The sequence below is a fragment of the Microbacterium aurantiacum genome, from assembly GCF_031625015.1.
GTDB classification, from domain to species: Bacteria; Actinomycetota; Actinomycetes; order Actinomycetales; family Microbacteriaceae; genus Microbacterium; species Microbacterium aurantiacum.
On sequence record NZ_JAHWXH010000001.1, the window covers coordinates 1,166,649 to 1,193,213 of the forward strand.

At 70.1% G+C, this 26,565-nt stretch carries 25 protein-coding genes; 22 read left to right on the plus strand and 3 right to left on the minus strand.

Features of this window, described 5'->3' with window-relative positions:
* Positions 1-88: 88 nt before the first annotated feature.
* The 11 genes from KZC50_RS05500 (at position 89) to KZC50_RS05550 (ending at position 10,320) form a co-directional block, all read left to right on the plus strand.
* Complete coding sequence (locus KZC50_RS05500; RefSeq protein WP_310890910.1) at positions 89-1,039, plus strand: carbohydrate ABC transporter permease; 951 nt, start codon at positions 89-91, stop codon at positions 1,037-1,039.
* A 2-nt stretch (positions 1,040-1,041) separates the two neighbouring features.
* On the plus strand, positions 1,042-1,878 hold the full coding sequence (locus tag KZC50_RS05505) for a carbohydrate ABC transporter permease (RefSeq protein WP_310890911.1): 837 nt from the start codon (positions 1,042-1,044) through the stop codon (positions 1,876-1,878).
* Between the two features lie 43 nt (positions 1,879-1,921).
* Complete coding sequence (locus KZC50_RS05510; RefSeq protein WP_310890912.1) at positions 1,922-2,716, plus strand: TIM barrel protein; 795 nt, start codon at positions 1,922-1,924, stop codon at positions 2,714-2,716.
* A complete protein-coding gene (locus KZC50_RS05515; protein ID WP_310890913.1) occupies positions 2,713-4,248 on the plus strand; it encodes a GMC oxidoreductase in 1,536 nt (511 codons plus the stop codon). The genes KZC50_RS05510 and KZC50_RS05515 overlap by 4 nt, the downstream gene beginning before the upstream one ends.
* Before the next feature lie 80 nt (positions 4,249-4,328).
* Positions 4,329-4,724, plus strand: coding sequence for a C-glycoside deglycosidase beta subunit domain-containing protein (locus tag KZC50_RS05520; protein WP_310890914.1), 396 nt, complete (start codon positions 4,329-4,331; stop codon positions 4,722-4,724).
* Positions 4,721-5,833: a sugar phosphate isomerase/epimerase family protein gene (locus tag KZC50_RS05525; RefSeq protein WP_310890915.1), complete on the plus strand. Its 1,113-nt coding sequence runs from the start codon at positions 4,721-4,723 to the stop codon at positions 5,831-5,833. The genes KZC50_RS05520 and KZC50_RS05525 overlap by 4 nt, the downstream gene beginning before the upstream one ends.
* A gap of 11 nt (positions 5,834-5,844) precedes the next feature.
* Entirely contained in the window at positions 5,845-6,891 is a 1,047-nt protein-coding gene (locus KZC50_RS05530) for a sugar phosphate isomerase/epimerase family protein (protein WP_310891536.1), read from the plus strand.
* The gene (locus tag KZC50_RS05535; RefSeq protein WP_310890916.1) at positions 6,884-7,669 is read left to right on the plus strand and encodes a nuclear transport factor 2 family protein; all 786 of its coding nucleotides are present in this window, start codon (positions 6,884-6,886) and stop codon (positions 7,667-7,669) included. Before KZC50_RS05530 ends, KZC50_RS05535 begins: the two co-directional genes overlap by 8 nt.
* A gap of 25 nt (positions 7,670-7,694) precedes the next feature.
* Positions 7,695-8,111: a C-glycoside deglycosidase beta subunit domain-containing protein gene (locus tag KZC50_RS05540; protein WP_310890917.1), complete on the plus strand. Its 417-nt coding sequence runs from the start codon at positions 7,695-7,697 to the stop codon at positions 8,109-8,111.
* A 32-nt stretch (positions 8,112-8,143) separates the two neighbouring features.
* Entirely contained in the window at positions 8,144-9,304 is a 1,161-nt protein-coding gene (locus tag KZC50_RS05545; protein WP_310891537.1) for a Gfo/Idh/MocA family protein, read from the plus strand.
* 14 nt (positions 9,305-9,318) lie between these two features.
* Positions 9,319-10,320 carry a sugar phosphate isomerase/epimerase family protein gene (locus KZC50_RS05550; protein WP_310890918.1) on the plus strand — a complete coding sequence of 334 codons (1,002 nt, stop codon included), beginning with the start codon at positions 9,319-9,321 and terminating at the stop codon, positions 10,318-10,320.
* A gap of 80 nt (positions 10,321-10,400) precedes the next feature.
* On the opposite strand, the gene KZC50_RS05555 is transcribed toward KZC50_RS05550, so the two are convergent.
* Positions 10,401-11,273: a ThuA domain-containing protein gene (locus tag KZC50_RS05555; RefSeq protein ID WP_310890919.1), complete on the minus strand. Its 873-nt coding sequence runs from the start codon at positions 11,271-11,273 to the stop codon at positions 10,401-10,403.
* Between the two features lie 80 nt (positions 11,274-11,353).
* Between KZC50_RS05555 and KZC50_RS05560 the strand changes: the two genes are divergently transcribed.
* Entirely contained in the window at positions 11,354-12,301 is a 948-nt protein-coding gene (locus tag KZC50_RS05560) for an NAD-dependent epimerase/dehydratase family protein (protein WP_310890920.1), read from the plus strand.
* 27 nt (positions 12,302-12,328) lie between these two features.
* Here KZC50_RS05560 and KZC50_RS05565 read toward each other — a convergent pair whose 3' ends face one another.
* Entirely contained in the window at positions 12,329-13,735 is a 1,407-nt protein-coding gene (locus tag KZC50_RS05565; RefSeq protein ID WP_310890921.1) for a hypothetical protein, read from the minus strand.
* A gap of 67 nt (positions 13,736-13,802) precedes the next feature.
* Complete coding sequence (locus KZC50_RS05570) at positions 13,803-15,065, minus strand: ROK family protein (RefSeq protein WP_310890922.1); 1,263 nt, start codon at positions 15,063-15,065, stop codon at positions 13,803-13,805.
* A 114-nt stretch (positions 15,066-15,179) separates the two neighbouring features.
* On the opposite strand from KZC50_RS05570, the gene KZC50_RS05575 reads away from it, so the two are divergent.
* The 10 genes from KZC50_RS05575 (at position 15,180) to KZC50_RS05620 (ending at position 26,551) form a co-directional block, all read left to right on the plus strand.
* Complete coding sequence (locus tag KZC50_RS05575; RefSeq protein ID WP_310890923.1) at positions 15,180-16,232, plus strand: Gfo/Idh/MocA family protein; 1,053 nt, start codon at positions 15,180-15,182, stop codon at positions 16,230-16,232.
* The gene (locus tag KZC50_RS05580) at positions 16,229-17,026 is read left to right on the plus strand and encodes a hypothetical protein (protein WP_310890924.1); all 798 of its coding nucleotides are present in this window, start codon (positions 16,229-16,231) and stop codon (positions 17,024-17,026) included. The genes KZC50_RS05575 and KZC50_RS05580 overlap by 4 nt, the downstream gene beginning before the upstream one ends.
* 90 nt (positions 17,027-17,116) lie before the next feature.
* On the plus strand, positions 17,117-18,085 hold the full coding sequence (locus KZC50_RS05585; protein WP_310890925.1) for a fumarylacetoacetate hydrolase family protein: 969 nt from the start codon (positions 17,117-17,119) through the stop codon (positions 18,083-18,085).
* A complete protein-coding gene (locus KZC50_RS05590) occupies positions 18,082-19,074 on the plus strand; it encodes a cyclase family protein (RefSeq protein WP_310890926.1) in 993 nt (330 codons plus the stop codon). The genes KZC50_RS05585 and KZC50_RS05590 overlap by 4 nt, the downstream gene beginning before the upstream one ends.
* A gap of 36 nt (positions 19,075-19,110) precedes the next feature.
* Positions 19,111-20,244: an FAD-dependent monooxygenase gene (locus tag KZC50_RS05595; RefSeq protein ID WP_310890927.1), complete on the plus strand. Its 1,134-nt coding sequence runs from the start codon at positions 19,111-19,113 to the stop codon at positions 20,242-20,244.
* Entirely contained in the window at positions 20,241-21,266 is a 1,026-nt protein-coding gene (locus tag KZC50_RS05600) for an amidohydrolase family protein (protein ID WP_310890928.1), read from the plus strand. The genes KZC50_RS05595 and KZC50_RS05600 overlap by 4 nt, the downstream gene beginning before the upstream one ends.
* Positions 21,263-22,237, plus strand: a complete 975-nt coding sequence (locus KZC50_RS05605; RefSeq protein ID WP_310890929.1) for a fumarylacetoacetate hydrolase family protein — start codon at positions 21,263-21,265, stop codon at positions 22,235-22,237. The genes KZC50_RS05600 and KZC50_RS05605 overlap by 4 nt, the downstream gene beginning before the upstream one ends.
* Before the next feature lie 138 nt (positions 22,238-22,375).
* Positions 22,376-23,869, plus strand: a complete 1,494-nt coding sequence (locus tag KZC50_RS05610) for an MFS transporter (RefSeq protein WP_310890930.1) — start codon at positions 22,376-22,378, stop codon at positions 23,867-23,869.
* 46 nt (positions 23,870-23,915) lie between these two features.
* Positions 23,916-25,484, plus strand: coding sequence for a GMC oxidoreductase (locus KZC50_RS05615; RefSeq protein WP_310890931.1), 1,569 nt, complete (start codon positions 23,916-23,918; stop codon positions 25,482-25,484).
* Between the two features lie 128 nt (positions 25,485-25,612).
* Positions 25,613-26,551, plus strand: a complete 939-nt coding sequence (locus tag KZC50_RS05620) for a VOC family protein (protein ID WP_310890932.1) — start codon at positions 25,613-25,615, stop codon at positions 26,549-26,551.
* Positions 26,552-26,565: the final 14 nt, after the last annotated feature.

Genomic DNA, 26,565 nt, shown 5'->3' on the forward strand with positions numbered 1-26,565 from the left:
ACTAATGTGTCCTTTCGACGCAAGTGTGTGATAGTTGCCTCAGCGCTGAGGCTCTCAGTGCCGACGACGAAGTCAGGGAGCTGCCACTGTGGCGATCGACGAGAACAGCACTCGCACCCTCACGGTGCCTCCGAAGGCGCGACGCACCCCGCCGCCCCGCCAGAAGCGGCCGCTGATCAGCTACGGCCACTGGTGGTGGGCGCTGCCCGCCGTCGTCTTCGTCATCGGCGTGCACTACGCCGCCACCCTCACGGGCGGCTTCTTCGCGTTCACGAACTGGACCGGGCTCGGCGACTTCGACTTCATCGGGCTGGCGAACTTCGAGCGGATCTTCAGCGACCCGCTGCTCGTCCTCGCCGTCGGGAACACCCTCTTCCTCGCGTTCGGCTCGGTCGTCATCACGAATGTGGCCGGTCTCCTGTTCGCGCTCGCCATCAACCGAACCCTGAAGACCCGCTACATCCTGCGCACGCTGCTCTTCCTCCCCGTCGTGCTGAGCTCGCTCGCCGTCGCCTACATCTTCAAGTTCATCTTCGACTTCAACGGTCCGCTGAACGGGCTCCTCGGGGCGCTCGGCCTCGAGTCCCTGCAGCGCGTCTGGCTGGCCGACCCGACCTGGTCGATCTGGGCGATCCTCATCACCGTCTGCTGGCAGCAGACCGGGTTCGTCATGGTCATCTACCTGGCCGGTCTCGCGTCCGTCCCCATCGAAGTCGAGGAGGCGGCCGCGCTGGACGGCGCCGGCGTCTGGGGACGCTTCCGGCACGTCATCGTGCCGGCGATCCGCCCCTCGATCGCGATCGCGACCACCCTCGGGATCATTCAAGGGCTCCGGATCTTCGACCAGATCCTGGCCCTCACCCGGGGAGGTCCCGCGGGGGCGACCGAGACCCTCGCGACCGAGGTCTACAAGCAGGCGTTCTCGCTCGGACAGTTCGGATTCGGCTCGGCGCTCGCGCTCGTCCTCACCGTGATCATCCTCTTCTTCGCGATCATCCAGCAGTACGTCACGCGCGACCGCGACGCCGGAAAGGCCTGACCATGTTCCGCTACACCAAGCTCACCGCCGTCCGTGAGGTGATCGTCTGGGTGATCACCCTGATGATGCTGCTGCCGCTGTACATGCTCGTCGTCGGCGCGTTCAAGACCACCGAGGAGACCCTCACCACCAGTGCGATCACGCCGCCGTCGAGCCTCGACTTCACCGCCTTCGTCGAGGTGCTCACCTCCACCGGGCGCAACAGCATCCCGATGAGCATCCTCAACAGCGTGCTCATCACCGCAGGCTCCGTCGCCGGCCTCGTCCTCCTCGGGTCGGTCGCCGCCTACGTGATCGCCCGCCGCACGCGGCACTGGACGACCTGGGTCTACTACCTCGTGCTGATCGCGATCATCCTCCCCGCGCAGCTCGGCACCGTGCCCTTGTACATCGGTGCCCGCACGGTCGGACTCACCGGCTCGGTCCTGGGCATGATCCTCCTGTGGACCGGCATCCTGCTGCCGCTGTCGATCTTCCTCTACGCCGGATTCTTCCGGGGGCTCACCACCGAGTACGAAGAGGCGGCGGTCATCGACGGCGCGACGCCCACGCAGGCGTTCTTCCGCGTCGTCCTCCCGCTCATGGCACCGGCGACCGGAACCGTGGCGATCCTCGCGGGCCTGATCATCTGGAACGACTTCTTCAACTCGCTGATCTTCCTCGGCGGCTCGACCGTTCAGACCCTCCCCGTCGCCATGTACACCTACGTGGGCGGTCTCGTCTCGGCGTGGAACAAGATCTTCGCCGTCGTCATCATCTCGATGATCCCGATCCTGGCGTTCTACATGTTCGCGCAGAAGAAGTTCATCCAGGGCTTCGCCGGCGGCCTCAAAGGCTGACCGCTCCTTCCTCGTTCACTCACCCCTCTCCAGGAGACTTCCCGTGTACCAGCTCGCCCCGAACATCGAACTCCTCTACACCGAGGCCGGCGACTACCACGACCGCGTGCGCGCCGCCGCGGCGGACGGATTCGACGCCGTCGAGATGTGGGGTCCGACCGGTGTCGACGCGCCGTCGACGCCCAAGGACCTGCCGGCGCTCAAGGCCGCGCTCGAAGAGACCGGTACGCGGCTCACCGCGCAGCTGTCCGAGCCGCGCACGCAGTTCATGATCCCGCCGTGGGACCACTCGGAGTTCTACCGCAAGCTCGACGAGGGCGTCGCGATCGCACAGGATCTCGGATGCCCGCGCATCGTCGTCGGCAGCGGCACGGGATTCGGCGGGTGGAAGCGTCAGGTCCAGCTCGACAAGCTCGTCGAGGTCTACCAGAAGGCGATCGCCCAGATCGAGGGCTCCGGTATCACGCTGGTGCTGGAGCCGGTCAACGTCCGCGTCGACCACCCTGGTTCGCTCCTGGACCGCACCGCGGAGGGCGTCTACATCGCGCGCGGCGTCGACTCGCCGTTCTTCGGCGTGCTGTACGACATCTACCACTCCGCCGTCGAGGGCGAGGACATGGCGGCGGAGCTCGCCAACGCGGGATCGATCGTGAAATACGTGCAGCTGGCCGACGCCCCGGGGCGCGGCGAGCCGGGCACCGGGGCTCTCGACTGGCCCGCGACGCTCGCGACGCTCCGCGCGTCCGGGTACGACGGCCCGATCGGCCTGGAGTACTACCCCCAGGCCGCCTCGGCCGAGTCGGTGCGGTACATCCGCGACGTGGCGGCGCAGGCATGACCGATCGTTACCCGGCATCCGTCGACGTCGCGATCGTCGGGAGCGGTCCGACGGGTGCCGCCTACGCGCGGATCCTGAGCGAAGAGGCGCCGGCCGCGACGATCGCGATGTTCGAGGTCGGGCCGACCGTGTCGGACCCGCCCGGCGCGCACGTGAAGAACATCGCCGATCCCGACGAGCGCGCCGCGGCGCAGACCCGATCCGAGGGACCGAACGCCCGCGCGAGCGCGGACCGCACCGGCGGCATCGTCAAGAGCGCCCAGCGTCGCGCCCGTCCGGGCACGTACCTCCTCGACGACGGTTTCCAGGTGGACGGCGAGGACGGGCTTCCGGCCGCGGCCTTCTCGAGCAACGTCGGCGGGATGGCCGCCCACTGGACGGGAGCCTGCCCCCGTCCCAACGACAGCGAGCGCATCGACTTCCTCGATGAGACCGGCGTCTTCGACGAGCTGCTGTCCGAGGGCGAGCGCCTTCTCGGCGTCACCACCGACGCGTTCGAGGCCTCGCCCCACGCGCCGCTCGTGCGCGGACGGCTCGCCGCAGCGGCCGACGAGGGGCGCGACGCGCACGAGCGCGTCCAGCGGATGCCGCTCGCCGTGCACCGCCGCGACGACGGGCGCCTCGTCTGGTCGGGGTCCGACGTCGTGCTGGGGGAGCCTGCGCGCGACAATGCGAACTTCACGCTGCACGACGAGTCGCTCGTCACGCGGGTCCTGGTCGAGGACGGCCGCGCCGCCGGCGTGCGGGTCACCGATGTCCGCACCGGCGAGAGCCACGAGGTGCGCGCACGCGTCGTCGTCGTGGCGGCAGACGCACTGCGCACGCCGCAGCTGCTGTGGGCCTCCGGCATCCGTCCCGAGGCGCTCGGCCGGTATCTCAACGATCAGGCCCAGATCGTCTTCGCGGTGCGCATCCGCGACTTCGAGCCTGCCGTCGGCGACGAGGGAGCCGCGCAGACCGGTCTCAGTGAGTACAGCGGCGTGACGTGGGTGCCGTTCACCGACGAGGCGCCCTTCCACGGCCAGGTCATGCAGCTCGACGCCTCGCCGGTGAAGCTCGCCGACGACGACCCGGCTGCTCCGGGATCCATCGTGGGACTCGGGCTCTTCTGCGCCAAAGACCTGCAGGCGTCCGACCGCGTCGAATTCTCCGACGACGCCCTCGACGGGTACGGGATGCCGGCCATGACGCTCCACTACACGCTGAGCGAGCGTGATCACGAGGTGATCGAGCGTGCCAAGGCCGAGATCGTGCGACTGGGGAAGGCGATCGGCGAGCCGCTCGACGACCGCCCGTTCGTGATGCCGCTCGGGGCGTCGCTCCACTATCAGGGGACGACCCGGATGGGTCCGACCGACGACGGAACGAGCGTGTGCTCGCCGCGGAGCGAGGTGTGGGGGGTCTCCGGGCTCTTCGTGGCCGGAAACGGCGTCATCCCGACATCCACCGCGTGCAACCCGACGTTGACGTCGGTGGCCCTCGCCGTGTCGGGCGCGCGTCGCGCCCGGGAGATTCTGTCTTCCGACTCTTGATTATGTCGATAATCGACGTTAGTGTGTAGGAAAGCAGACAAAGATGTCGGGCCTCGCGGCCCCGAAGAAGGAGGTCTCGCGTGATTCCGGATCGGATCATCGAGGAGGGGACGCTGGTCACCGATGGTGCACGCGCTCGGGTCGAGGTGCGGCTGCCGTGGTACCGCGCCCTGCCGGGATCATGCATCGCAGGCGCGACGCTCAGCATCGACGGCGCGGCCGCTCCCGCGGAGTCGCTGCGGTGGGAGATGAACGGCCAGGAGTACACGTTCGACGAACTCCGCACCAACACCGACGAGTGGTGGTTCCCCACCGATTCCGCGGTCCTCTCCGGCGACCTCGACATCGCACCGGATGTCGAGCACGAGGTGACGGTCGGGCTCACGCTCTACATCCCCTACATCATCATCTCGGACTCCGAGACGCTGCACATCGACGAGAAGAACACCAAGACCATGAAGGCGGTCGCAGCATGACGCAGCCCGCGCTCGGCGCCCCCATCCAGGGCGTCACGCTCTACAGCTTCACCCGCGCCTTCCACGGCCGTGAGTACGACCTCGAGGGCCTCATCCGCAAGACCGCCGCCGAGGGATTCGGCCCGGGGCTGGAGATCATCGGATTCTCGAGCTTCCGCGGCTTCCCCGAGATCGACGACGCCTACGCGGGTCGCTTCAAGGATCTGGTGGCCGAGGTCGGGCTGACCCAGACCTCGCTCGCGGTGAACGCCGACATCGGCATCCATCGTGATCGCCTGCTGAACCAGGACGAGCTGATCGCGTACATGACCCGTCAGATCCAGGCGGCCGCGACGCTCGGCTTCCCCATCGCACGGGTGCAGATCTCGATCACGCCCGACTCGATGGAGCAGCTCGCCCCGATCGCCGAGGCGCACGGGGTCACCCTCGCCCTCGAGGTGCACGCCGACCAGTACGCCTCGCACCCGCGCATCCTCGCGCTCCGCGACCGCTACGAGAAGGTCGGCTCGCCCTTCCTCGGTTTCACGATGGACTGGGGTGCCACCGTCTCCGGCTTCGCGCCCTCGCTCATCGAGTCCTACCGGCGTCGCGGCGCGTCCGAGGAGCTGCTCGGCAAGGTCGTGGACCTCTGGAACACCTACTACGAGCAGGGGCCGCCCGCCGACCAGGCCGAGCACGGCCAGCGGTTCGGGTCGTTCATCGGTCTCGCGGCGCAGAACGGTCGACCCGACCTCGGCATCGACTTCGGCATCAACGGCACGGGCCTGTTCGGTCCGGCGCGCGTGGACGACTGGCTCGAGATCTTCCCGTGGATCCGGCACGTGCACGGCAAGTTCTTCGGCATCGACGACAGCGGCGAGGAGCCCTCGGTGCCCGTCCGCGACCTCGTGACGCTGCTCGTCGAGAACGGCTACAACGGCGCCATCTCGAGCGAGTACGAGGGCTGGCACTGGAACAACTGGCAGTCCCCCTTCGACATCATCCGCGCCGAGCAGGCCGTGCAGCGCTCCGCCGCCGCCGACGCCGGCTCGCGCGTGGTCACCGACCTGAGCGAGGCGCGGGCGCAGCTCGCCGCCTGGCTCCCCCTCACGGAAGGAGCAGGAGCATGAGCCTGCCGAAGATCCAGAACGGCATCGCCGGAACCGGCATCCAGCTGGGAACCACCCTGTACTCGATGACGAGCGAGTTCGCCGCCGGCGTCTACACGCCCGAAACCCTCATCACCGCCGTTCACGACGAGGGGATCGGCCCCGGCGTCGAGTTCAACATCGCTCAGCTGCTGCGCACCTACCCGGACGTCGACGACGCGTTCGTGAAGCTCTGGTTCGACTCGCTCGAGAAGTACGGGCTCGAAGCGAGCGCCGTCGGGACGAACCTCGACATGGGCCGTCGCAAGGACCGCGACATGACGCCGGACGAGGAGCACGACTTCCTCGCCCGTCAGCTGAAGACCGCGCACACGCTCGGCTTCCAGCGGATCGTCATCCGCTCGCACGGCAAGGAGCTGCTGCGCAGCCTCCTCCCCCTCGCGGAGAAGTACGACCAGTACCTCGGCTACGAGATCCACGCGCCGTCCGGGCCGAACAACCCGCAGGTGCTGCAGATGCGCGAGATGTACGACGAGCTGCAGTCCGAGCGTCTCGGCTTCACCGCCGACTTCTCATCCACCATGCACTCCCTGTCGCCGACGCTGCTGACCACGCTCGCGCAGATGGGCATGGACGAGAAGCACTTCCCGGTCATGGACGAGATCTGGCACGAGCCGACGCCGATGCACGTACGCAACCAGAAGTTCGAGGACTATCTCGTCGGTGAGGGCGTGGACCCGCTGACCTTCGGGCCGTTCACGCGTCTCGCCTTCAACATGCACGGTCTGGTCGCGCCCGAGGAGTGGCTCGACATCATGCCGCAGATGTTCCACGTGCACGCGAAGTTCTACGACATCGACGCGAACGGCGACGAGCCCGCCATGGACATCCCGCGCATCGTGCGGCAGTTCGTGAAGGGCGGCTACAACGGCTACCTCTCCAGCGAGTGGGAAGGCCACGCCTTCCAGGACCTCGGAGAGGCCGACCCGATCGACCTCGTCAAGAAGCAGCACGCGCTCATGCGCACCGCCATCGAGAACACCGTCGCCGAGCAGTCGAAGGAGACCGCGAATGCCTGACACCGTCACCGCCCCCGCCTCGATCGAGGAGATCACCGCCGAGCTCGCGCGCCTGCGCGAAGAGGTCGCCGCCACCCGTGCCCTCGCGCAGCGCGCGGAGGACCGAGGGCAGGTCGAGAACCTCTTCAACCGATACATGTACCTGCACAACGCGTTCGAGGACGAGCAGATCATCCCGCTCTGGGTGAAGGAGGGCACGGACGGCATCCGCGCCCGATACACCAACGCCGGGCAGTACACGACCTGGAAGAGCGTCACCGACTACCACCGCGGGCGCCCCCACCCCGAAGGCAAGCTGATCCTGCACGCCACCACCACGCCCGTCATCGAGGTCGCCGCCGACGGCAAGACCGCCAAGGGCGTGTGGATGATGGCCGGCACCGAGTCGGGCCTCACCGACCCGAAGGTCGCCGAAGCCTTCCCGGACATGTACTCGCCCGAGGAGGTGCTCGGCAAGAAGGTCTGGGCGCACTGGGTCTGGTGCAAGTACGCCATCGACTTCCTCAAGCAGGACGGCGAGTGGAAGTTCTGGAAGTTCCGCTGCTACGAGCTCGCGCGCGCACCGTTCGAAGAGAACTGGGTCAGCTTCGGGCTGAAGAACCAGGGTGCGTTCGACCTCGACCTCATGTACTTCGGCGACGACGGCAAGCCCGTCTTCATGCCCCCGGCGGACGAGCCGGTCCCGGACACCAATCACCCCTACAGCCCGCAGACGGTGCAGAAGCTGGAGCCGGCACCGCCCGTGCCGCACGCGCACTTCACCGACACCTACGCCTGAACCGCCTGAACCGCTCGGAGGAGCCATGGCCACCCACAATTCGCTGTTCGCCGACAAGGACGTCCGCCGCACCGACACCGGACTCTCGGTCTCGTTGCAGCTGCCCTGGTACCGGAGCCTGTGGCTCTCGGCGGTCGACGGCGTCGCGGCATCCGTCAACGGTGCCGAGATCCCGACCGACAAGCTGCGCTTCGAGCTCGAGGGGAAGGTCTACCGGATCGACGAGCTCCCCGAGCAGTCCGAGACCCTCTGGTTCGTCGCCGATCGCCCGAACGTGCTCATCGACCTCGGCCGCGCGCCCGAAGTGGGGGAGACGCTCACCGTCGAGGTCGTGCTGACGATGCGCCTGCTGTACATGCAGATCTTGCCGGGCGCGGACGGCGGCCCCGGCCGCTACGTCACCAACCGCGTTCCGGTCGAGCGCGAGGTCGTGCTCGCATGAGCACCGACGGCGCGCGCCCGCTGCGCGTCGCGATGATCGGGTACGGCTTCATGGGGGCGGCGCACTCGGTCGGGTGGCGCCAGGCCCCGCGGATGTTTTCGCTGCCGCGCGCGGTGGAGATGGCGGTCATCGTCGGCCGGAACCCCGACGGCGTGGCCGCCGCCGCCGAGCAGTGGGGCTGGGCCGAGGCTGCGACCGACTGGCGCGAGGTGATCGCCCGCGACGACATCGACATCGTCGACATCGTCACCCCGGGCGACTCGCACGCCGAGATCGCGATCGCCGCGCTCGAGGCCGGCAAGCACGTGCTGTGCGAGAAGCCGCTCGCGAACACCGTCGCGGAGGCGGAGGCGATGGCGGATGCCGCCACCCGCGCCGCCGGGTCCGGCATCCGGTCGATGGTGGGCTTCACGTACCGCCGTGTCCCGGCGGTGACGTTCCTCCGCGACCTCGTCGCGCAGGGGAAGGTCGGGCGCATCCAGCAGGTGCGCGCCGCCTACCGTCAGGACTGGCTGGTCGACCCGCAGATGCCGCTCGCGTGGCGTCTGCAGAAGGAGCACGCCGGGTCCGGCGCGCTCGGCGACATCGGCGCGCACATCATCGACATGACCCAGTTCGTCACCGGCCAGGAGGTCGCGGCGGTGTCCGGGACGATGGAGACCATCGTGCGCGAGCGCCCGCTGCAGGGGTCGGGCTCCGGCCTGTCCGGCACCGCGGCCGAGGGAATGGGGGAGGTCACCGTCGACGACGTCGCGATCTTCACGGGACGACTCGAGGGTGGAGCACTGGTGTCGTTCGAAGCGACGCGTTTCGCCACCGGCCGTAAGAATGCGCTGTCGATCGAGGTGTCGGGTGACGAAGGCGCCCTCCGCTTCGACCTCGAAGATCTGAACACGCTCGGCTTCTACGATCGCACTGCCCCCGACGAGCTCCAGGGCTTCACCCGGATCCTCGTCACCGAGGCGGCGCACCCCTACGTCGAGGCGTGGTGGCCCGCCGGCCACATGCTCGGCTACGAGCACGGCTTCAGCCACCAGGTGGTCGACCTCGTCACGGCGATCGCCGAGGGGACGGACCCGCACCCGAGCTTCGCCGACGGACTGTCGGTGCAGCGCGTGCTCGACGCCGTGGAACGCTCGAGTGAGAACGACTCCGCGTGGACCCGCACCGCCGCGGGCGTTCCCGCGGCCTGACGGAAGGAAGAGCAATGGTACGACCGATCACGCTGTTCACCGGCCAGTGGGCCGACCTCCCCTTCGAAGAGGTCGCCCGCCTCGCCGGCGAGTGGGGCTACGACGGGCTCGAGATCGCCTGCTGGGGCGACCACATCGACGTCTCCCGCTGGGACGACGAGGACTATGTCCAGTCGCGGCGCGACATCCTCGAGCGCAACGGTCTGACCGTCTACGCGATCTCCAATCACCTCACCGGCCAGGCGGTGTGCGACGACCCGATCGATCAGCGCCACCGCGACATCCTGTCGGACCGCGTGTGGGGCGACGGCGATCCCGAAGGCGTTCGACAGCGCGCAGCGGAAGACCTGAAGGACACGGCACGCTTCGCGGCGAAGCTGGGAGTGACGACGGTCAACGGCTTCACCGGATCGTCCATCTGGAAGGCCGTCGCGATGTTCCCGCCGGCGTCCGAGGAGTTCATCGCCGCCGGATACCAGGACTTCGCCGATCGGTGGAACCCCATTCTCGACGTGTTCGAAGAGGTCGGGGTCCGTTTCGCGCTCGAGCCGCACCCGTCCGAGATCGCCTACGACTACTGGAGCGCAAAGGACACCCTCGCCGCGATCGGGCATCGGAAGAGCTTCGGGTTCAACTTCGACCCGTCGCACTTCGTCTGGCAGCAGCTGGACTACGTCGCCTTCGTTCTCGATTTTGCGGAGCACATCTTCCACGTGCACGTGAAGGAGTCGATCACCAACTTCGACGGTCGGAACGGCGTGCTCGGCTCGCATCGGCCGTGGGCCGACCCCCGCCGCGGATGGACGTTCGTGTCGACCGGGCATGGCGCGGTGCGCTGGGAGCCGCTCTTCCGCGCGCTGAACGCGATCGGCTACGACGGGCCGACGTCGGTCGAGTGGGAGGATGCCGGCATGGACCGCCTTGTCGGCGCTCCCGAGGCGCTCGCGTTCGTGCGCAAGCTGAACGAGATCACCCCGCCGGCGGCTGCCTTCGACGCCGCATTCTCGACGAAGTAGGTCCTCCACGTCACTCGGGTGGCAGCTGTTGTCGCCTCATCTCGCGTGAGGCGGCGACAACTGTCACCCGAGGACGCGGCTCACCCGGCGTGGTCGTAGTACGGCCAGGGGAGGAATCGGCGCTCGCCGCGCCGGTCGGGACCCGTGAGCGTCACCTCACCGGTCGCGGCCCACTCCACACCGCGCGGGAACATGCGGATGAACTCGATCCGCCGGAACGTGTCGATGTCGTGCCCGATCGTGATGGTGAACGACCGGCCCGCGCCGTATTCGTTGATCCACGCGATCGGCTGATCGGTGTTCATGCCGTTGAGCTCGGCGATCCCGCCCTCGGGGATCATGACCGGATAGTGCGACATCGGCCAGACGGGGGCCTTCTCGTACGCCTCGAGGTCGTCGAACGTCGTCAGGAGCACCTGCGCGCCGTCGTACAGGTCCACGCCGGTGAGGATGTCGTCGCCGGTGACCGTCCAGGTGGCGTTGATCCCCTCCGTGATCGGGTGCCGCGGCTCGGCGGTCGTGAGCAGCGCCTCGCCCCAGGGGCGGGGACGCAGCCCGGTCTCGTAGGCGCTGAGCTTCGACCCGCGCATCACGTTGTACTCCTCCGGGTAGCCCCAGCGGTCCTCCTGCGCGGCCGAGCCGTGGAACCACACGACGCCCTTGCCGTCCTCGTGGACGAAACGCAGGATCGCGGCATCCGTCTCGGCGCCGAATCCGACGGCCTTGTCGAAGTACCCGTTGCGCCCCTCGAAGACGATGATCAGCACGTCGTACTTGTCGATGATGTCGGCGCCGAGACCGCGAGGGTCTTCGATGACGCGGACCCGGAAGCGCCCCGTGTCCTCGAGCAGCTGGGTGATCCACTGGTTGTGCAGTCGGAAGCTGCGGTGCTCGTTGTCGTGCTCGATGGTCATGTGTCCCGACAGGATCAGGACGTTCAGGATGTCGGTCATCAGGCTCCTCTCTGAGTCTTATGCCTTTAACCTACCTACTTCTGCTCACAAGGGAAAGAAGTGGAAGATACGATGACGCCGTGCACATCGTCCTGACCGGCGCCGCCGGCTATCTGGCGTCGTGGCTGGTGCCGGAGGTTCTCCGCGCTCCCGCGTTCGCCGGCGCTCGCCTCACCCTCGTCGACCTCGCGGTGCCGCATCCGCCGTCGGATCCGCGGGTGCGGGTCGTCGCCGGCGACCTCGGGAACGAGGCCGTCCGGGAGGCCGCGATCGACGGCGGCGTCGACGTCGTCTTCCACCTCGCCGGGATCCTCGGCGGGGCCGCGGAAGCCGATCCCGCCCTCGCCCGGCGGGTGAACCTCGACGCCACGCTCGCGCTCTGGGACGACCTGCGCGCCGTGGGCGCCGGCGGGCGGGTGCCGCGCGTGGTCTACGCCAGCTCCATCGCCGTGTTCGGGCCCCCGCTTCCCGACCCTGCAGGGGATGACTCCCCGACCTTCCCCACCCTCGTCTACGGGGCGCAGAAGCGCCAGGTCGAGATCGCGCTCGAGCAGTACAGCGCGCGCGGATGGATCGACGGGATCGCGCTGCGGGTGCCCGGCATCGTGGCGCGGGACGGCGCCGATGCGCGGCAGCGGAGCGCGTTCCTCAACCGACTGTTCTTCGCGCACGCGCGCGGTGTCGATCTCGAGCTCCCCGTCGGCCCGGACGGCACGACCTGGCTCCTGTCCGCGCGGCGGGCGGCGGAGAGCTTCGTGGCGGCGGCGCTCCTGCCGCCCGAATCGCTCGGCCGGCAGCGCGCGATCCTCCTGCCGGCGCAGCGGGTGCGCATCGACGCCCTGGTCGCGGCACTCGCCGCGCGCCATCCGTCGAGCTCCACCCGCATCCGTCACGTGCCGGATGCCGACATCGAGGCGCAGTTCGCGCGGTATCCGGAGCTGCGGACTCCCCTCGCGGACGCCCTCGGCTTCCGCCATGACGGCGACCTCGACGCCTTGATCGACAACGCGCTCGCGCACCCCGACTGACGGGCCGAAGCCGCGCGCAGGATGGGGTCAGCCTCGCAGCGCCGCTCGTGCGAGCGACAGGTGGTCGCGGGTCATCTGCGCGGGATCGTCGGCGAGCCACTCGTGCCCGCCCCACTCGCTGCAGAGCGTCCCGCGGAAATCCGACCCGCGCAGGATCGTCCCGAGGTCGCGGATCGGTCCGCTGACCCGCCCGTCGGTGTCGTCGAGGTCCCAGAACTTCAGGTGGAAGGCGCCGATGTGGGGCAGGAGAGGTGCGAGGATCGCGGCGTCGGAGCGACCGAATCGGACGAGCAGATTCATGAACGACGAGTGCACGGCGGGCGGGACGCCGCCCCCGCGCAGGAGCGCGACGACGGCGTCCGTCGTCGCCGGGTCGCGCCAGTCGTGGCGCAGGGTGTCGATCAGCGCGGCCGGGATCCCGCCCCGCTCGAGGACTCGGAGGTAGCTCTCGGGGAGCGCGGGCATGAGCATCGAGATGTCGACTACGAGCCGCACGCGCGCGTGATCGAGCGCGACGATGTGGTCGATCGCCGCCCCGGCGGCAGGCGAGCCGGGCGTCTGCGGTCCCTGGATCTCCTCGAACAGCGTGATGTCGAGATCGTCGAGGAGGGGGGCGACGCGGGCGAGGAGCGCGGGCCCCGCCTGCCCGATAGGCAGGCGGATCCCGCGGGCACCGGCTGCAGCGGCCGCCTCGAGCTGCGGGCGGAGAAAGGCCAGGCGCTCGTCCTCGCTGCGGCGCCGATCGGCGGCCCAGTCGTCGAGCGAGCCGCCGAGGATGCTCACGCGACCCCCGGCGTCGGCCAGTCGGGTGCGCAGGGTCTCGGCATCCGTCCGCATGTCCGCGGGGAAGCCCCGCCAGGTCTGCCCCGGTTCGATCTCGATCTCGGACGCGATGCCGTCGGCGACGATGTCGACGGCGATGTCGCGGGCATCTCGCCGTGCCGCGATGACGGCCGGGGTCCAGTTGAACGCGCTCGCGCTCATGACCCATCCCGGCGCCGGATCGGACGGCGGCGCGGTGCGCGCGGTGCTTCGAGCCGGGGCGGGTGCCGGGCCGGCGGTATCGGCGGTCAGGGTGGCGTCCGCGCGGAAGGGCAGGACGAGGGGGCCGTCGGGGCCGGTCTGGAGGTAGGGGATGCGCAGGCCGAAGCTCACCGCCACGACGTGCGTGCCGGGACCGACGGCGCGGGCGGTACGCAGCGCCAGGCGGTCCTGCAGGAACCACCACTGGTCGTGATCGTCCAGGGCGTCCGGTGCGACCGCGGTGCCGTCGATCCCGACGGTCAGATCGTCGGCGGGGATGCCGTCGATCTCCAGAATCGGAGCGACAAGCGACGCCACGGGGAGTGATCGGATCCAGGGGAGGGACAGCAGCACCGTGGTGCCCTCGGGCGTCGTCGTCAGCGCGTCCTCGCGCAGGGCGTCCAGCGTCATGCCACTCCTTCGTGAACCCGGCTTACGTGGCTAACGTACCTAGTTCTGACGAAAAGTGGAAGAAGTGTTACTCCGTCCCGCGTATCGCGGCGATGGTGGGCTTGCCGTCGGCGAACCACCGCGGGAACGTGGTGTCGAACAACTGCTCGCGCACGAGCTCGGCCCCGCCCCGCAGAGGCTCGCGGACGTCGTCGGTCGACTGCACGATGCTGAGGTCGCGCGTCGCGAGAGGCAGGGAGAGCTCGTACACGCGCTGGCGGACTTCCGCGAGGTACACCTCGCCGGCGGAGGCGATGGCGCCGCCGATGACGATGACCCCGGGGTTGAACATGTTGACCAACGTGGCCACCGACTCGCCGACGACGCGCGCGGAGCGTTGGACGAGACTGATCGCGAGGGCGTCGCCGTCTTCCGCGGCGCGCGCGATCGCCTCCGGGGTGAGGGCGCCGGCGTCCGCGAGGGCGCTCAGCGCCCCGCCTGCTCCATCCGCGATCGCCGCTGCGGCATCGCGCACGAGGGCCCAGCCGCCCGCGACGGCTTCGAGGCAGCCGACCTTGCCGCAGCGGCACGCGGCCTCCGAGTCGCGCACCCGGACGTGACCGATGTCACCCGCGGCGCCGTTCGCCCCGCGGTGGATGCGTCCCTGGGAGAGCAGGCCCGCTCCGATCCCGGAGCCGATCTTGCAGTAGATGAGGTCGGCGTCCTCGGCGGCGCGGTGGGCTCGCTCGCTCAGGGCCAGGAGGTTGACGTCGTTGTCGACCCAGGTCGGCGCTTCGTAGTGCTGCTCGAAGCGGCGACGGATGTCGAAGCCGTTCCAGCCGGGCATGATCGGCGGCGCGACCGGGCGGCCGGACGCGAAATCGACGGGGCCGGGCACGCCGACGGCGACCCCCCAGACCGGGGCGTCACCGGTGCGCGCGAGGAGGTCGTCGACGATCTCCTGGACGACGTCGAGGGTCTCCGCGGGTCCGCGGGCGATCTCCCATGCGCGGTGGCTCTGCTCAATGATCTCGCCGTCCAGCGTCGCGATGCCGACGTTGATGTGCAGGGCGCCGAGCGCGCAGACGACGAGGCGCGCGCGATCGGAGCGGAAGCGCAGGGTGCGCGGCGCGCGGCCGCCCGAGGAGGGGCCGAACTCGCCGTCTTCGAGGTAGCCCATCTGGATCGCCTGCTCGACCCGCTGGGTCACGACGCCGCGTCCGAGGCCGGTGACGCGGCCGATCTCGGGGCGGGTGGAGGCGACGCCGGTGCGGACGAGGTTGACGATGCGGAGCAGGCTCGTGACCTCGTCGGTCTGAGCCCCGAAGCGCAAGGTGGATTCACTGGCCATGGTTGATCTTGACACAAGCGGTGTCGATTCAGGCGGAACGAACGCAGGTCAGTGTTCGGAAACCGTCTCTCTTATGTAGACTTCAGGCACAAGTCTCGATGATGAGGAGAACGGATGCCGTACGGCGTGGGTCTCATCGGTGCCGGTCCCGGTGTCGCCTCTCTCCATCTGCCCACGCTGGCGCGGCTGCCGGAGCTCTTCCGGGTCGTCCACGTCGCGGATGCGGGCAGCGGTCGGTCGGCGGCGCTCGCCGCGCGCACCGGCGCGCGGTCTTCGAACGGCATCGTCGAGCTTCTCGCCGACCCGGCCGTGGAGGTCGTCGCGATCTGCTCGCCGCCCGAACAGCACGCGGCCCACATCCTCGCCGCCGTCGACGCCGGCGTGCGCGGCATCCTGTGCGAGAAGCCGCTGGCGACGGGCGGTGCCGACGCCGAGGCGGCAATCGCGGCCTGCCGGGGCGCCCGCATCCCGCTCATCGTCGGCGCCCATCACGCCTTCGACCCCGCGTGGGGACGCGCGACGCATCATCTCTTCGCCTCGGGGGAGCGCGTGCGCGACATCACCGTCACGCTCGCGCTGCCGCCGAACCAGCGGTACCACGCCCTCGTCGGCGAGGCTCCGGACGGCCCGCCGGCGGAGGCCGCGGCCGGGCCGCCCAGGCTCCCGGACCTGTCCGATCCCGCGATCGCTGCGACGGTCGTCCGCCGGCTCGTGGAGGGGCTGGCCGCGCACGACCTTCCACTGGTCCGCGACCTCGCGCCGCGTTTCGAGCGGATGGTCTTCGCGCGGGCGCTCGCGCCCCTCGGCTTCGCGCTCGGGTTCCGGGCCTCCGGCATCCCGGTGCGGATGTCGGCGCTCATGCTCCCGGCCGGCGCCGACGCGCTGTGGCGCGTGGAGATGACCACCGACACCGACCTGGTGAGCGTGTCGTTCCCGCCCTCCTTCGTCCACGCCGGGAGCGCGGAGGTGTCGGTGATCTCGGGCACAGACCGCGCGTCGACGTACCCGCGCGATGCGGACGACGGCTACCTCGCCGAGTGGCGCGCGCTCGCCGATCTCCTGGCCGGCGTCGCGGCGGCGGAATACGACGCGGTGCTCGACGACCTCCACTACATCGAAGCCGTCGCCACCGCGGCGCACGATCTGATCCTCGAGGGTGGACGATGACGCCGTCGATGCCCGTACGCGTGCTCTCGCCCCTGTTCCACTCCGCCGTCGCGGAGCTGCCGGTGTCGTCGCACCTGAGCGACGAGGTCCGCGGATCCGTCGTGGGGCTGGACGGGGCGCCCGGGTGGATCCCGCGCGTACTCGAGGCGGCCGCGCGAGGGGCCGTCGCCGCCGTCGTCGCGCACCCCGCCTCGACTCCGGTGGAGGACCTGCGCGACCTTCGCGAACGGGTCGGCATCCCCGTCGTGGTCGACCGACCGCGCGTACGTCCCGACCTCGTCGCCGCAGCGGAGGCTGCGATCGCGGCGGGGCGCCCGGCCCACCTCATCAGCGTCGACGGGATCGCGCCGACGCCGCGCGCTGCGACCGCGCTGCGCGCCGTGGCGGGATGGATGCGGGTCGCGGGAGGAGGCGCCCCGCGTCTCCTCGCCCAGGATGCCGGGATTGCGCTCCTCGAGAGTCCGGCCGGCATCCCCATCACCGCAGGCGTGATTCTGGCGGCCGCGGGCCCGGTGCGCGTCCGGGTGCGGGTGATCGGTCCGGAGCGGACGACGATCCTCGCCACCTCGCTCGGCGTCGAGGTCTCGCGCGAGAGCGAACACGGGCAGACGATCCTCCCCGCGCTGCACGAATCGACGACACGCGTCGCCCTCCGCCGGGCGATCGACGCCGTCCGCACGGGTGCGACGCCGTCCGATCTGGACGACCTCGTCGCCGATGCCGAGCTCGCGCAGGAGCTCTCCCGCATTATCGATGTCACTGATCCCGGTGATCGGCGATACGGCGTTGCCTGATATGTCCGTCCACGACGAAAGTGGAGGAAGGCCGCGCGACCCACTCGGGGTGCGCGCCGACCAGGCCGAATGCGCCGACAGGAGAGAGACATGACGACGACGTCGACCGGACCGGACGCCCCCTTCGCCCTCGCGCGCTACCGTGATGCGGATGCCGTCCGGGTCGGTGTCGTCGCCGGCGACCGCATCCGTCCCGTCCCGTCCGAGGTGCTCGGGGCGGACGGGCTGAACGGCTTCCTCGCCGCCGGCGATTGGACAGGCGTCCGGGCCTTGGCCGAGGACGAGGGCGCCGCCGACTGGCGCGCGCTCGCCGAAGTCACCCTCACCGCGCCCGTCGAGCCCCGACAGGTGCTGCAGACCGGTGCCAACTATCGCCAGCACGTCATCGAGCTGGTCGCGGCGGGCCTCACCCAGAACACCGATCGGACCCCCGACGAGGCACGTGCGTTCGCGGCGAAGCTCATGGACGACCGCGCCGCGAACGGCGAGCCGTACTTCTTCATCGGCCTCCCCGCGTGCGTCGTCGGCGACGACGAGGAGCTCGTGCTCCCCGCCTACAGCGACGTCCACGACTGGGAGCTCGAGCTCGCCGTCGTGATCGGGCGCCCCGCCTTCCGCGTCTCGCCGGACGACGCCCTCGCGCACGTCGCCGGCTACACGATCGTCAACGACATCACCACGCGCGACCTGGTGTTCCGGAAGGACATGAAGGAGATCGGCACCGACTGGTACCGCGCCAAGAACGCGCCCGGGTTCCTCCCCACCGGCCCCTTCCTCGTGCCGGCCGCCTTCGTGGACCCCGCCGACCTCTCGGTCACGCTCGAACTCAACGGTGACGTCATGCAGGACGCCTCCACCAGCGACCTCCTCTTCGACGTCCCCGCACTCATCTCCGGCGCCTCGCAGACGATGCCGCTCCTGCCCGGCGACATCCTCCTCACCGGCAGCCCGGCGGGCAACGGTCAGCACTGGAAGCGCTTCCTCCGCGACGGCGACGTCATGACCGGCACGATCGCGCATCTCGGCACCCAGACGGTCCGCTGCGTGGGCGCATCATGAGCGCGCCGTCCGAGAACCCCGCCGACCTCGACCGTCAGGACCCGGAGGGCGAGATCGCCCGCCGCGCCGAGGCGTACCGCAACTGGGGTCGGTGGGGCCAGGACGACGTCCTCGGCACCTTGAACCTCATCACCCCCGCGCACCGCGTCGCGGCGGCCGCGCTCGTCCGCGAGGGGCGCGTCGTCTCGCTCGCGCAGTCGTTCGACACGAACGGCCCGCAGAAGGGCTGGCGCCGGCGGACGAACCCCGTCCACACGATGACCGACACCGGCACGGATGCCGAGCGCGGCAACCAGGGCTTCCCGCACGGGATCGGCGGTGCCGACGACGTGATCTCCATGCCGCTGCAGTGCTCGACCCAGTGGGACGGGCTCGGGCACATCTTCGACCACGGCAACGCCTGGAACGGCCGTCGTGCGGGCGATGTCGTGACCAGCGAGGGCGACCTCGTCACGGGCATCGAGCACGCGGCATCCGTCATCGTCTCCCGCGGCGTGCTGCTGGACGTCGGCCGCCACCTCGAGCCCTCGACCGGCGAGCTCGCCGACGGGTACGCGATCACCGTCGCCGACCTCGAGGCCACGGCCGCAGCGCAGGGCGTCACGCTCGGCGCGGGCGACATCGTGCTCGTCCGCACCGGGCAGCTCGCCCGGTCGCGTCGCGAGGGATGGGGCGACTACGCGGGCGGCGCCGCGCCGGGACTCTCGCTCACGACCGCCGGCTGGCTGCACCGCACCGAGATCGCCGCGATCGCCACCGACACGTGGGGCTTCGAGGTCCGCCCGAACGAGTTCGACGTGCCCGCGTTCCAGCCGTTGCACCAGGTCGTGATCCCGAACCTCGGACTGACGATCGGCGAGATGTGGGACCTGGACGCCCTCGGCGCCGCGTGCGCGGCATCCGGTCGATACGCCTTCCTGCTCTCCGCCGCACCGCTGCCGATCACCGGTGCGGTCGGATCCCCCCTCAACCCCGTCGCGATCCTCTAGATCCGCGACCCCATCCAGACCAACGGAGGAACTGAGATGACCGCAGTCCACAACGTCGCCATCGCCGGCGGAGGCGTCGCCGGCCTCGCCGCCGCGATCCAGCTCGCGAAGGCGGGCGTGCAGGTCGAGGTCTTCGAGAGCCGCCCCGAGCTCACGGCGCTCGGCTCGGGCATCACGCTCCAGGGCAACGCGCTCCGCGTCTTCGACGCGCTGGGCGTCTGGGAGGACATGCAGGCGGCGGGCTACCCGTTCGTCGGACTGAACCTGCGGGCGCCGGGGCCGGACGCGACGGTCGTCGCGCGCATGCCGGACGTGAAGTCCGGTGGCCCGGACTACCCCTCCACGATGGGGATGCCGCGCCCCGAGCTCGCGCGGATCCTCTTCGCGCACGCCGAGAAGGCGGGTGCACGGGTGCGGTTCGACGCGAAGGTCACCGGGCTCGAGCAGCGCGAGGACGGCGTCGAGGTCTTCATCGGCGACGAGTCCGCGGGCGTGTTCGACCTGCTGATCGGCGCTGACGGGGTGAACTCGGTCGTCCGCGACCTCATCGGGATCGAGACCAAGCCCGAGACGAACGGTATGGGGATCTGGCGCACGTTCGTCTCGCGTCCCGCCGAGGTCGAGAGCAGCGAGCTGTACTACGGCGGGCCCGTCTACATCGCCGGGTACACGCCCACGAGCGAGGACACGATGTACGCGTTCCTCGTCGAGAAGGCGCAGGATCGCGTCGGGCTCTCCGACGAGGAGGCCTCGAAGATCATGCTCGAGGAGTCCCGCGCGTACGGCGGACCGTGGAACGCGATCCGCGCCGACCTCGAGAAGGGCGCGCACACGAACTACACGTGGTTCACGAAGCATGTCGTGGAGGCCCCCTGGAACCGCGGGCGCGTCGTCATCATCGGCGACGCCGCGCACTCGTGCCCTCCCACGATCGCGCAGGGCGCGGCGCAGGGCCTCGAGGACGCATTCGTCCTCACCGAGCTGCTCGTCGCCCGCGACGCCCTCGACCAGGGTCTGTGGGACGAGTTCCACGCGCGCCGCCTGCCGCGCGCCACGGCGGTGGTCGAGGCGTCGAGCCAGCTCGCGCAGTGGCAGATCGACGGTGATCGCGACGCGGACGCCGGCGGGCTCATCTTCGGGATCGCGCAGAAGATGGCGGAACCGGCATGACCGACCCACGCCCCGGCGTCACGGACGTCCACGCGCACATCCTCCTGCCCTCGCTGCACGCCGAGATCGAACGCCGCGCGCCCGAGGGCGTGCGCGCGGCCGCCGCGCTCGAGCTCGTCCGCAACGGCGCCGAGAGCCTCCAGGTGTCCGGACCCATGGTCGGTTCGCGCATCCCGAAGCTCACCGACGTCTCCGTGCGCCTGGCCGAGATGGACCGCCAGGGTGTGGACCGCCAGTGGGTCAGTGCCTCGCCGAACCACTTCTATCCGTGGGCCGACGAGGAACTCGCGGTGTGGGCCGCGCGCGAGTCGAACCGCCTGATCGCGACGCACATCGGGCTCGCCCCCGAGCGCCTGACCGGTCTCGGGCTCGTGCCGCTGCAGCATCCCGAGCGCATCGTCGAATGCCTCGAGGACGCCGTCCTCGGCCACGGACTCGTCGGCGTGGAGATCTCCTCGTTCGCCGGGGACGTGGAGCTGTCCGATCCGCGTCTCGAGCCCTTCTGGGCCCGGGCGTCCGAGCTCGGCGCGATCGTGTTCCTGCACCCCTTCGGGTGCAGCCTGGACGAGCGCCTCGACCGGTTCTACCTCTCCAACACCGTCGGCCAGCCCGCCGAGAACGCCGTGGCACTGTCGCACCTCATCTTCGCGGGCGTGCTCGACCGGCATCCGGGCCTGCGCCTTGTCGCCGCGCACGGCGGCGGCTACCTCCCGACCGCCATCGGTCGCAGCGACCACGCGTGGCGCGTGCGCCCCGAGGCGCACGGGTGCGCGCATGCGCCGTCGACGTATCTGCGGAAGATCTTCTTCGACACCGTCGTCCACGACACGGTGGGGCTCCGACGTCTCGTGGAGACGGTCGGCGCGTCTCAGGTCGTGCTCGGCAGCGACTTCCCGTTCGACATGGGGCTCGAGGATCCCGTGGGATTTGTGCGGTCCGCGCGGCTTCCCGCCGAGGTCGTCGCCCGCGTCCTCTCCCGGAACGCCGACGCCCTCGTCGCGCGTGTCGAGGTTCCCGCGTGAAGATCGCGCGGTGGCTGGCGGCGGCCGACGGTCCGATCGAGGAGGGCGTCGTCCTGGGCGACCGGGTCGTGCCGTTCCCGGACGGACGCACGGTCGCCGACGTCCTCGCCGCAGGGCTCGACGACGCCCTCGTCCTCGCCGCGAACCTCGACCCTCACGCCGGGCGTGCGTTCGCCGACGTCCGCCTGCTCGCCCCGCTGGTCCCGGCATCCATCCGCGATTTCGTCGCGTTCGAGGAGCACGTCGAGGGGGTGAGCGCGTCGGTCGACGGCAAGAGCGAGGTGGTGCCGGAGTGGTACGAGGCGCCCACGTTCTACTTCACCAATCCGCACACGGTGCACGGACCGGGAGACCGCATCGCACCGCCCGACACGCAGCGCCTGGACTTCGAGCTCGAGGTCGCCGTGGTCCTGGGGGGTCCAGACGGCGCGGATCTGGATGCCGAGGCCGCCGCATCGCGCATCTTCGGGTACACGATCATGAACGACTGGTCGGCGCGCGACGTGCAGTCGCGCGAGATGAAGGTGCGGCTCGGACCCGCCAAGGGCAAGGACTTCGCCACGACCCTCGGGCCGTGGATCGTCACCGCCGACGAGCTCGCCCCGTACCTCGACACCGACGGCTTCCTCGCCGTGCGGGCGGAGGTCTACGTCAACGAGGCGTTGATCGGCGAGGACCTCGTGTCGAACATGGGGTGGCCCTTCGCGGAGCTCGTCGCCTATGCCGCGCGCAACTCCCGCGTCGTCGCCGGCGATGTCCTCGGGTCTGGGACCGTCGGCAACGGCGGATGCCTCGGCGAACTGTGGGGGCGTGCGGGCGCACTGACGCCCCCGCCGCTGGCGGAAGGCGACGTCGTGCGGATGGTCGTGGAGGGCATCGGTGAACTCTCCGGCGTCGTCGGCGCGCCGCGTCCGGTTCCGCCGGTGACGCGCGCGCGGACACGGAGTCGCGCTCGGTCCCGCATCGGCTGACTTCCGTTGCTTTTCGGCGTAAGTCGGGATAGGATGACAGCGACGTCGGGGTCTTTCCGGGCCCGTTCTGCGGTCGACGAAGCCGATCGCAGGCACACACCGTCGCGTCGACGGCCCGATCTCTCGGGTGAATCCGGTATGCCGCTCTCCCGCTGGAGGCTCCGCCTCCTCATCGTCTCCCTGCTCACCGTCTCGTTCCTGGGCGCCCTGGACCACACGGTGGTCGCCACGTCGCTGGCCACCATGTCCGGCGATCTCGGGGCGATCGACCAGATGAGCTGGATCGTGGTGTCGTACACCCTGGCCAGCACCGTCCTCCTCCCCGTCCTCGGCAAGCTCGCCGACCTGTTCGGTGCGCGACTGATCTTCCTCACGAGCCTCGTGATCTTCCTGGTCGCGTCGCTGTACTGCGGTTTCGCGCAGGATGTCGCGCAGCTCGCCGTCGGACGCGTCGGCCAGGGCATCGGGTCGGCCGGTCTTCACCTCATGCCGCAGACGATCGTCGGTGTCGTGACCACCCCGCGCGAGCGCCCGCGGGTCCTCTCGCTCATCGGTGTCGCTTTCCCGATCGCGATCCTGGTGGGCCCGCTCGTCGGGGGCTTCGTCACCGACGCGTGGGGATGGCGCTGGGTGTTCTGGATCAACATCCCCGTGGGCCTCGTCGCACTCGTCCTCGCCGTCATCGCCGTCCCGCACATCGATCGGCAGCCCGCGCGGCGATTCGACGTCCTCGGGGCGGTGCTCCTCGGAGTCAGCATCACCGCGCTCGTCCTCGCCGCCGGGTGGGCCACGAGCGGGGGAGCGGACCTTCCCGTCATCATCGCCGCCGCGGTCGTGGCCGCCGTCGGCTCCCTCGCCTTCGTGATGGTCGAGCTCCGCGCGAGCGCGCCGATCGTGCCGCTGCGCCACTTCGCGAACCGAACGGTGCTGATGAGCATCATCCTCTCCACCGTCATCGGCGTGGGTCTCTTCTCGGTGGTGTCCTACGTGCCCACCTACATCCAGATGGCCTACCGCACCTCGGCCACGGTGTCGGGTCTCGTGCCGATCGCGACGGTGTTCGGCATGCTCGTGAGCACCCTCGTCACCGGCTGGCTCGCCAGCCGCAGCGGGCGCTACCGCCTCTTCCCCGTCATCGGGACGGCGCTCGCCGCGACGGGGCTCTTCGTCATGGCCGCGCTTCCGCCGGGTCTGCCACTGTGGGTTCCGATGGCGGCTATGGCGGTGGTCGGCGTCGGCACGGGTGCGTTCATGAACATCATCGTCGCCGTCGCGCAGTCGGCCGCCGCGCGGGAAGACACCGGGAGCGTCACCGCGACGGTCTCCCTCGTCCGACAGATCGGATCGACCACCGCGACCGCGGTCGTCGGCGGGGTGATCGGCGCAGGTGTCCTCGCGGGCCTTCCCACGGGGATCGACCCGGCGCTGCTGACCCCGCAGGCGATGCAGACCGCGTCCGCGGCCGTCCAGGCCGAGGTGGCGGCGCTCTACTCGGCGGTCCTCGCCCCGGTCTTCGTCGGTCTCGGCATCGCCTACCTCGTCGGGGTCGTCGCCGCCCTCCTGATGCCTCCCGGCCGCCTGGCCGACACCCTCGAAGAACCCGCCCCCGCGCTCGCCGAGCGCACCCCCTGACACCTGCCCGCACAGGCATCCGACATCCACTCGAAGAGGAGTACCCATGAGCACCGCACCCACCGTCGCCGTCGTCGGCAGCGGACCGATCGGCTCGGCCTATGCCCGCCTGATCCTGGAGAACCACCCCACCGCGCGCGTGGTGATGTTCGAGGCCGGCCCGCAGCTGACCGACATCCCCGGCGAGAGCGTCCGCAACATCGCCGACCCCGACGACAAGGCGCGCGCCCGCGAGATGTCGCAGGGTCCGCAAGCGGGGTCGTACCGTGAGAGCCTCGGCATCCCCGCCGGCGTCGCCGTGGAGGGGATGTTCACCGCGCGCGGCGGCACGCACCTCCTCGACTTCGGCGGAGAGGGCTCCGCGCACGCCCCGACGTTCCCCGCCGCGGCCGCCGCGACCAACGTGGGCGGACAGGGCGCGCACTGGACCTGCGCGATCCCGCGCCCGCACGGCAGCGAGAAGGTCGCCTTCATCCCGGATGCCGAGTGGGACGACCTCATCGACGTCGCCGAAGGGCTTCTCCATGCCCAGCACGACGCGTTCTCGGACTCCCCGATCGGGGCGGCGCTGCGCGATCTCCTCGACGGAGAATTCGGCGCCGAGCTGGACGAGGGCCGTGGAGTCTCCACCCTCCCGGTCGCCGGCGACCCCCAGCCCGACGGCTCGATGCGGTGGGCGGGCGCAGACGTCGTCCTCGGCCCCCTCATCGCCGAAGACTCGCCCTACGCGGATCGCTTCGAGCTGCGCGACCTCACGCTCGTCCGTCGCGTCGAGACCGACGGCGCCCGTGCGACCGGGGTCACGATCGAGGACCTCCGGACGAAGGAGACCTCCTTCGTCCCCGCTGACGCGGTCGTCGTCGCGGCGGACGCGTTCCGCTCGCCCCAGCTGCTGTGGGCCTCCGGCATCCGTCCCGAGGCCCTCGGTCGCTACCTCACGGAACACCACGTGGTCATCTCGACGGTGTCGCTCGACGCCGAGAAGATGGCGGCCCGGGTGACGGATGCCGAACGCGAGGCCGAGCTCGCCCGCCGCGCGCAGAACCCCGCCGACCCGGTGGCGGCGGTCAACCGCATCCCGTTCTCCGAGCCGGACCACCCGTTCTCGCTGCAGGTCATGTACGCCGAGAACCCGCCGTTTCCGCTGGAGGGCACCCACCCGCACGCGAGCAATCCGTGGGGGTACGTCAACATGGGCTACGGCATTCGGAAGTTCCCGCGCGTCGAGGACGGCGTGCGCTTCCACGACGACGAGCTCGACTACCGGGGCTTCCCGAACTTCACGATCGAATACGCCCTCACCGAGCGCGAGAACGCCGAGATCGCCCGCGCGACCGAGCACCTCCGGCGCGCCGGAGGTGCGCTCGGCACCTTCATCGCCGAGCCCCGACTGCTCCCCAACGGCTCGAGCCTGCACTACATGGGCACGATGCGCATGGGCGACACCGACGACGGCACCTCCGTGGCCGACCCGGAGTCGCGGGTCTGGGGCTTCGACAACCTCGTGGTCGGCGGCAACGCGCTGATCCCGACCGCGAACACGATGAACCCGACCCTCATGTCGGTGGCGCTCGCCGTGCGCGGTGCCCGAGCCCTCGTGGAACGCCTCGGCTGAGGTGTCGACGACTCGCGGATGCCGGTCCGTGATGCGCGGTATCCACGACGCGCATGCCGGGGCCGGCTCCGCGGATCTACCGTGGAAACAGGCGCGATCCGCGCCGGAAAGCTGTGCAGGAAAGGTCGATGATGACGCACCGTCTGGTGTCCCACCTCCGTTACGCCGCGCTGGCGGTGCCGAACTTCACGGAGGAGCGGGACTTCTTCGTCAACTACTGGGGTCTCACCGAGGTCCACACCGAAGAGGGGCTCAGCCACCTCGCCGCCGAGGGCTCCAGCGAGCCGTTCATCCTGCGCCTCCGCGCGGACGACAAGCGCGTGGACCTTGTCGGATTCGCCGTGAACGGTCGCGACGACCTCCACGCCCTCGCCGACAAGCTGCGCGCCGAGGGGGTGCAGTTCGTCCACGAGCCGCAGGACCTCACCGGCTTCAGCGGCGGGTACGGCTTCCGCGTCTTCGACGGCGACGGACGCGTGCTGGAGTTCTCCACCGGCTACGCCACGCGCGAGGCGCGGAAGATCCGCGAGCGCGAGCCCATCCCCGCGAAGCTCTCGCACGTCGTGTTCAACTCCGCCAACCTCGAGCAGTCCGCGCAGTGGTACATCGATCACCTCGACTTCTCGATCTCGGACTCGCTCACCCGCCCGGACGGGGCGAGCATGATGCACTTCATGCGTTGCAACCCCACCCACCACTCGGTGGCGATCGCGATGGGGCCGCATCACTCGCTGCACCACCTGTCGTTCGAGATGCGCGGCATCGAGGAGTGGATGCGCGGAGCAGGCAAGATCCTCCGTTCCGGAGCCCGCATGATCTGGGGTCCCGGTCGCCACAACGCCGGAGACAACACGTTCGCGTACTTCCTCAGCCCCGCCGGCAACACGATCGAGTACACGACCGAGCTCTCGGTGGTCGATGAGGAGACCTGGCAGCCGCACCGCCTCAACATCAAAGAGGTCTCCAACCAGGACCAGTGGGGCACCGCGCAGGAGATGAGCGAGCTCATCGCCCGGGAGTCCTTCAACGACATCGACAAGGGTCTGTTCGTCGCACCCCCGGTGTGAGCGGACACGGAAGG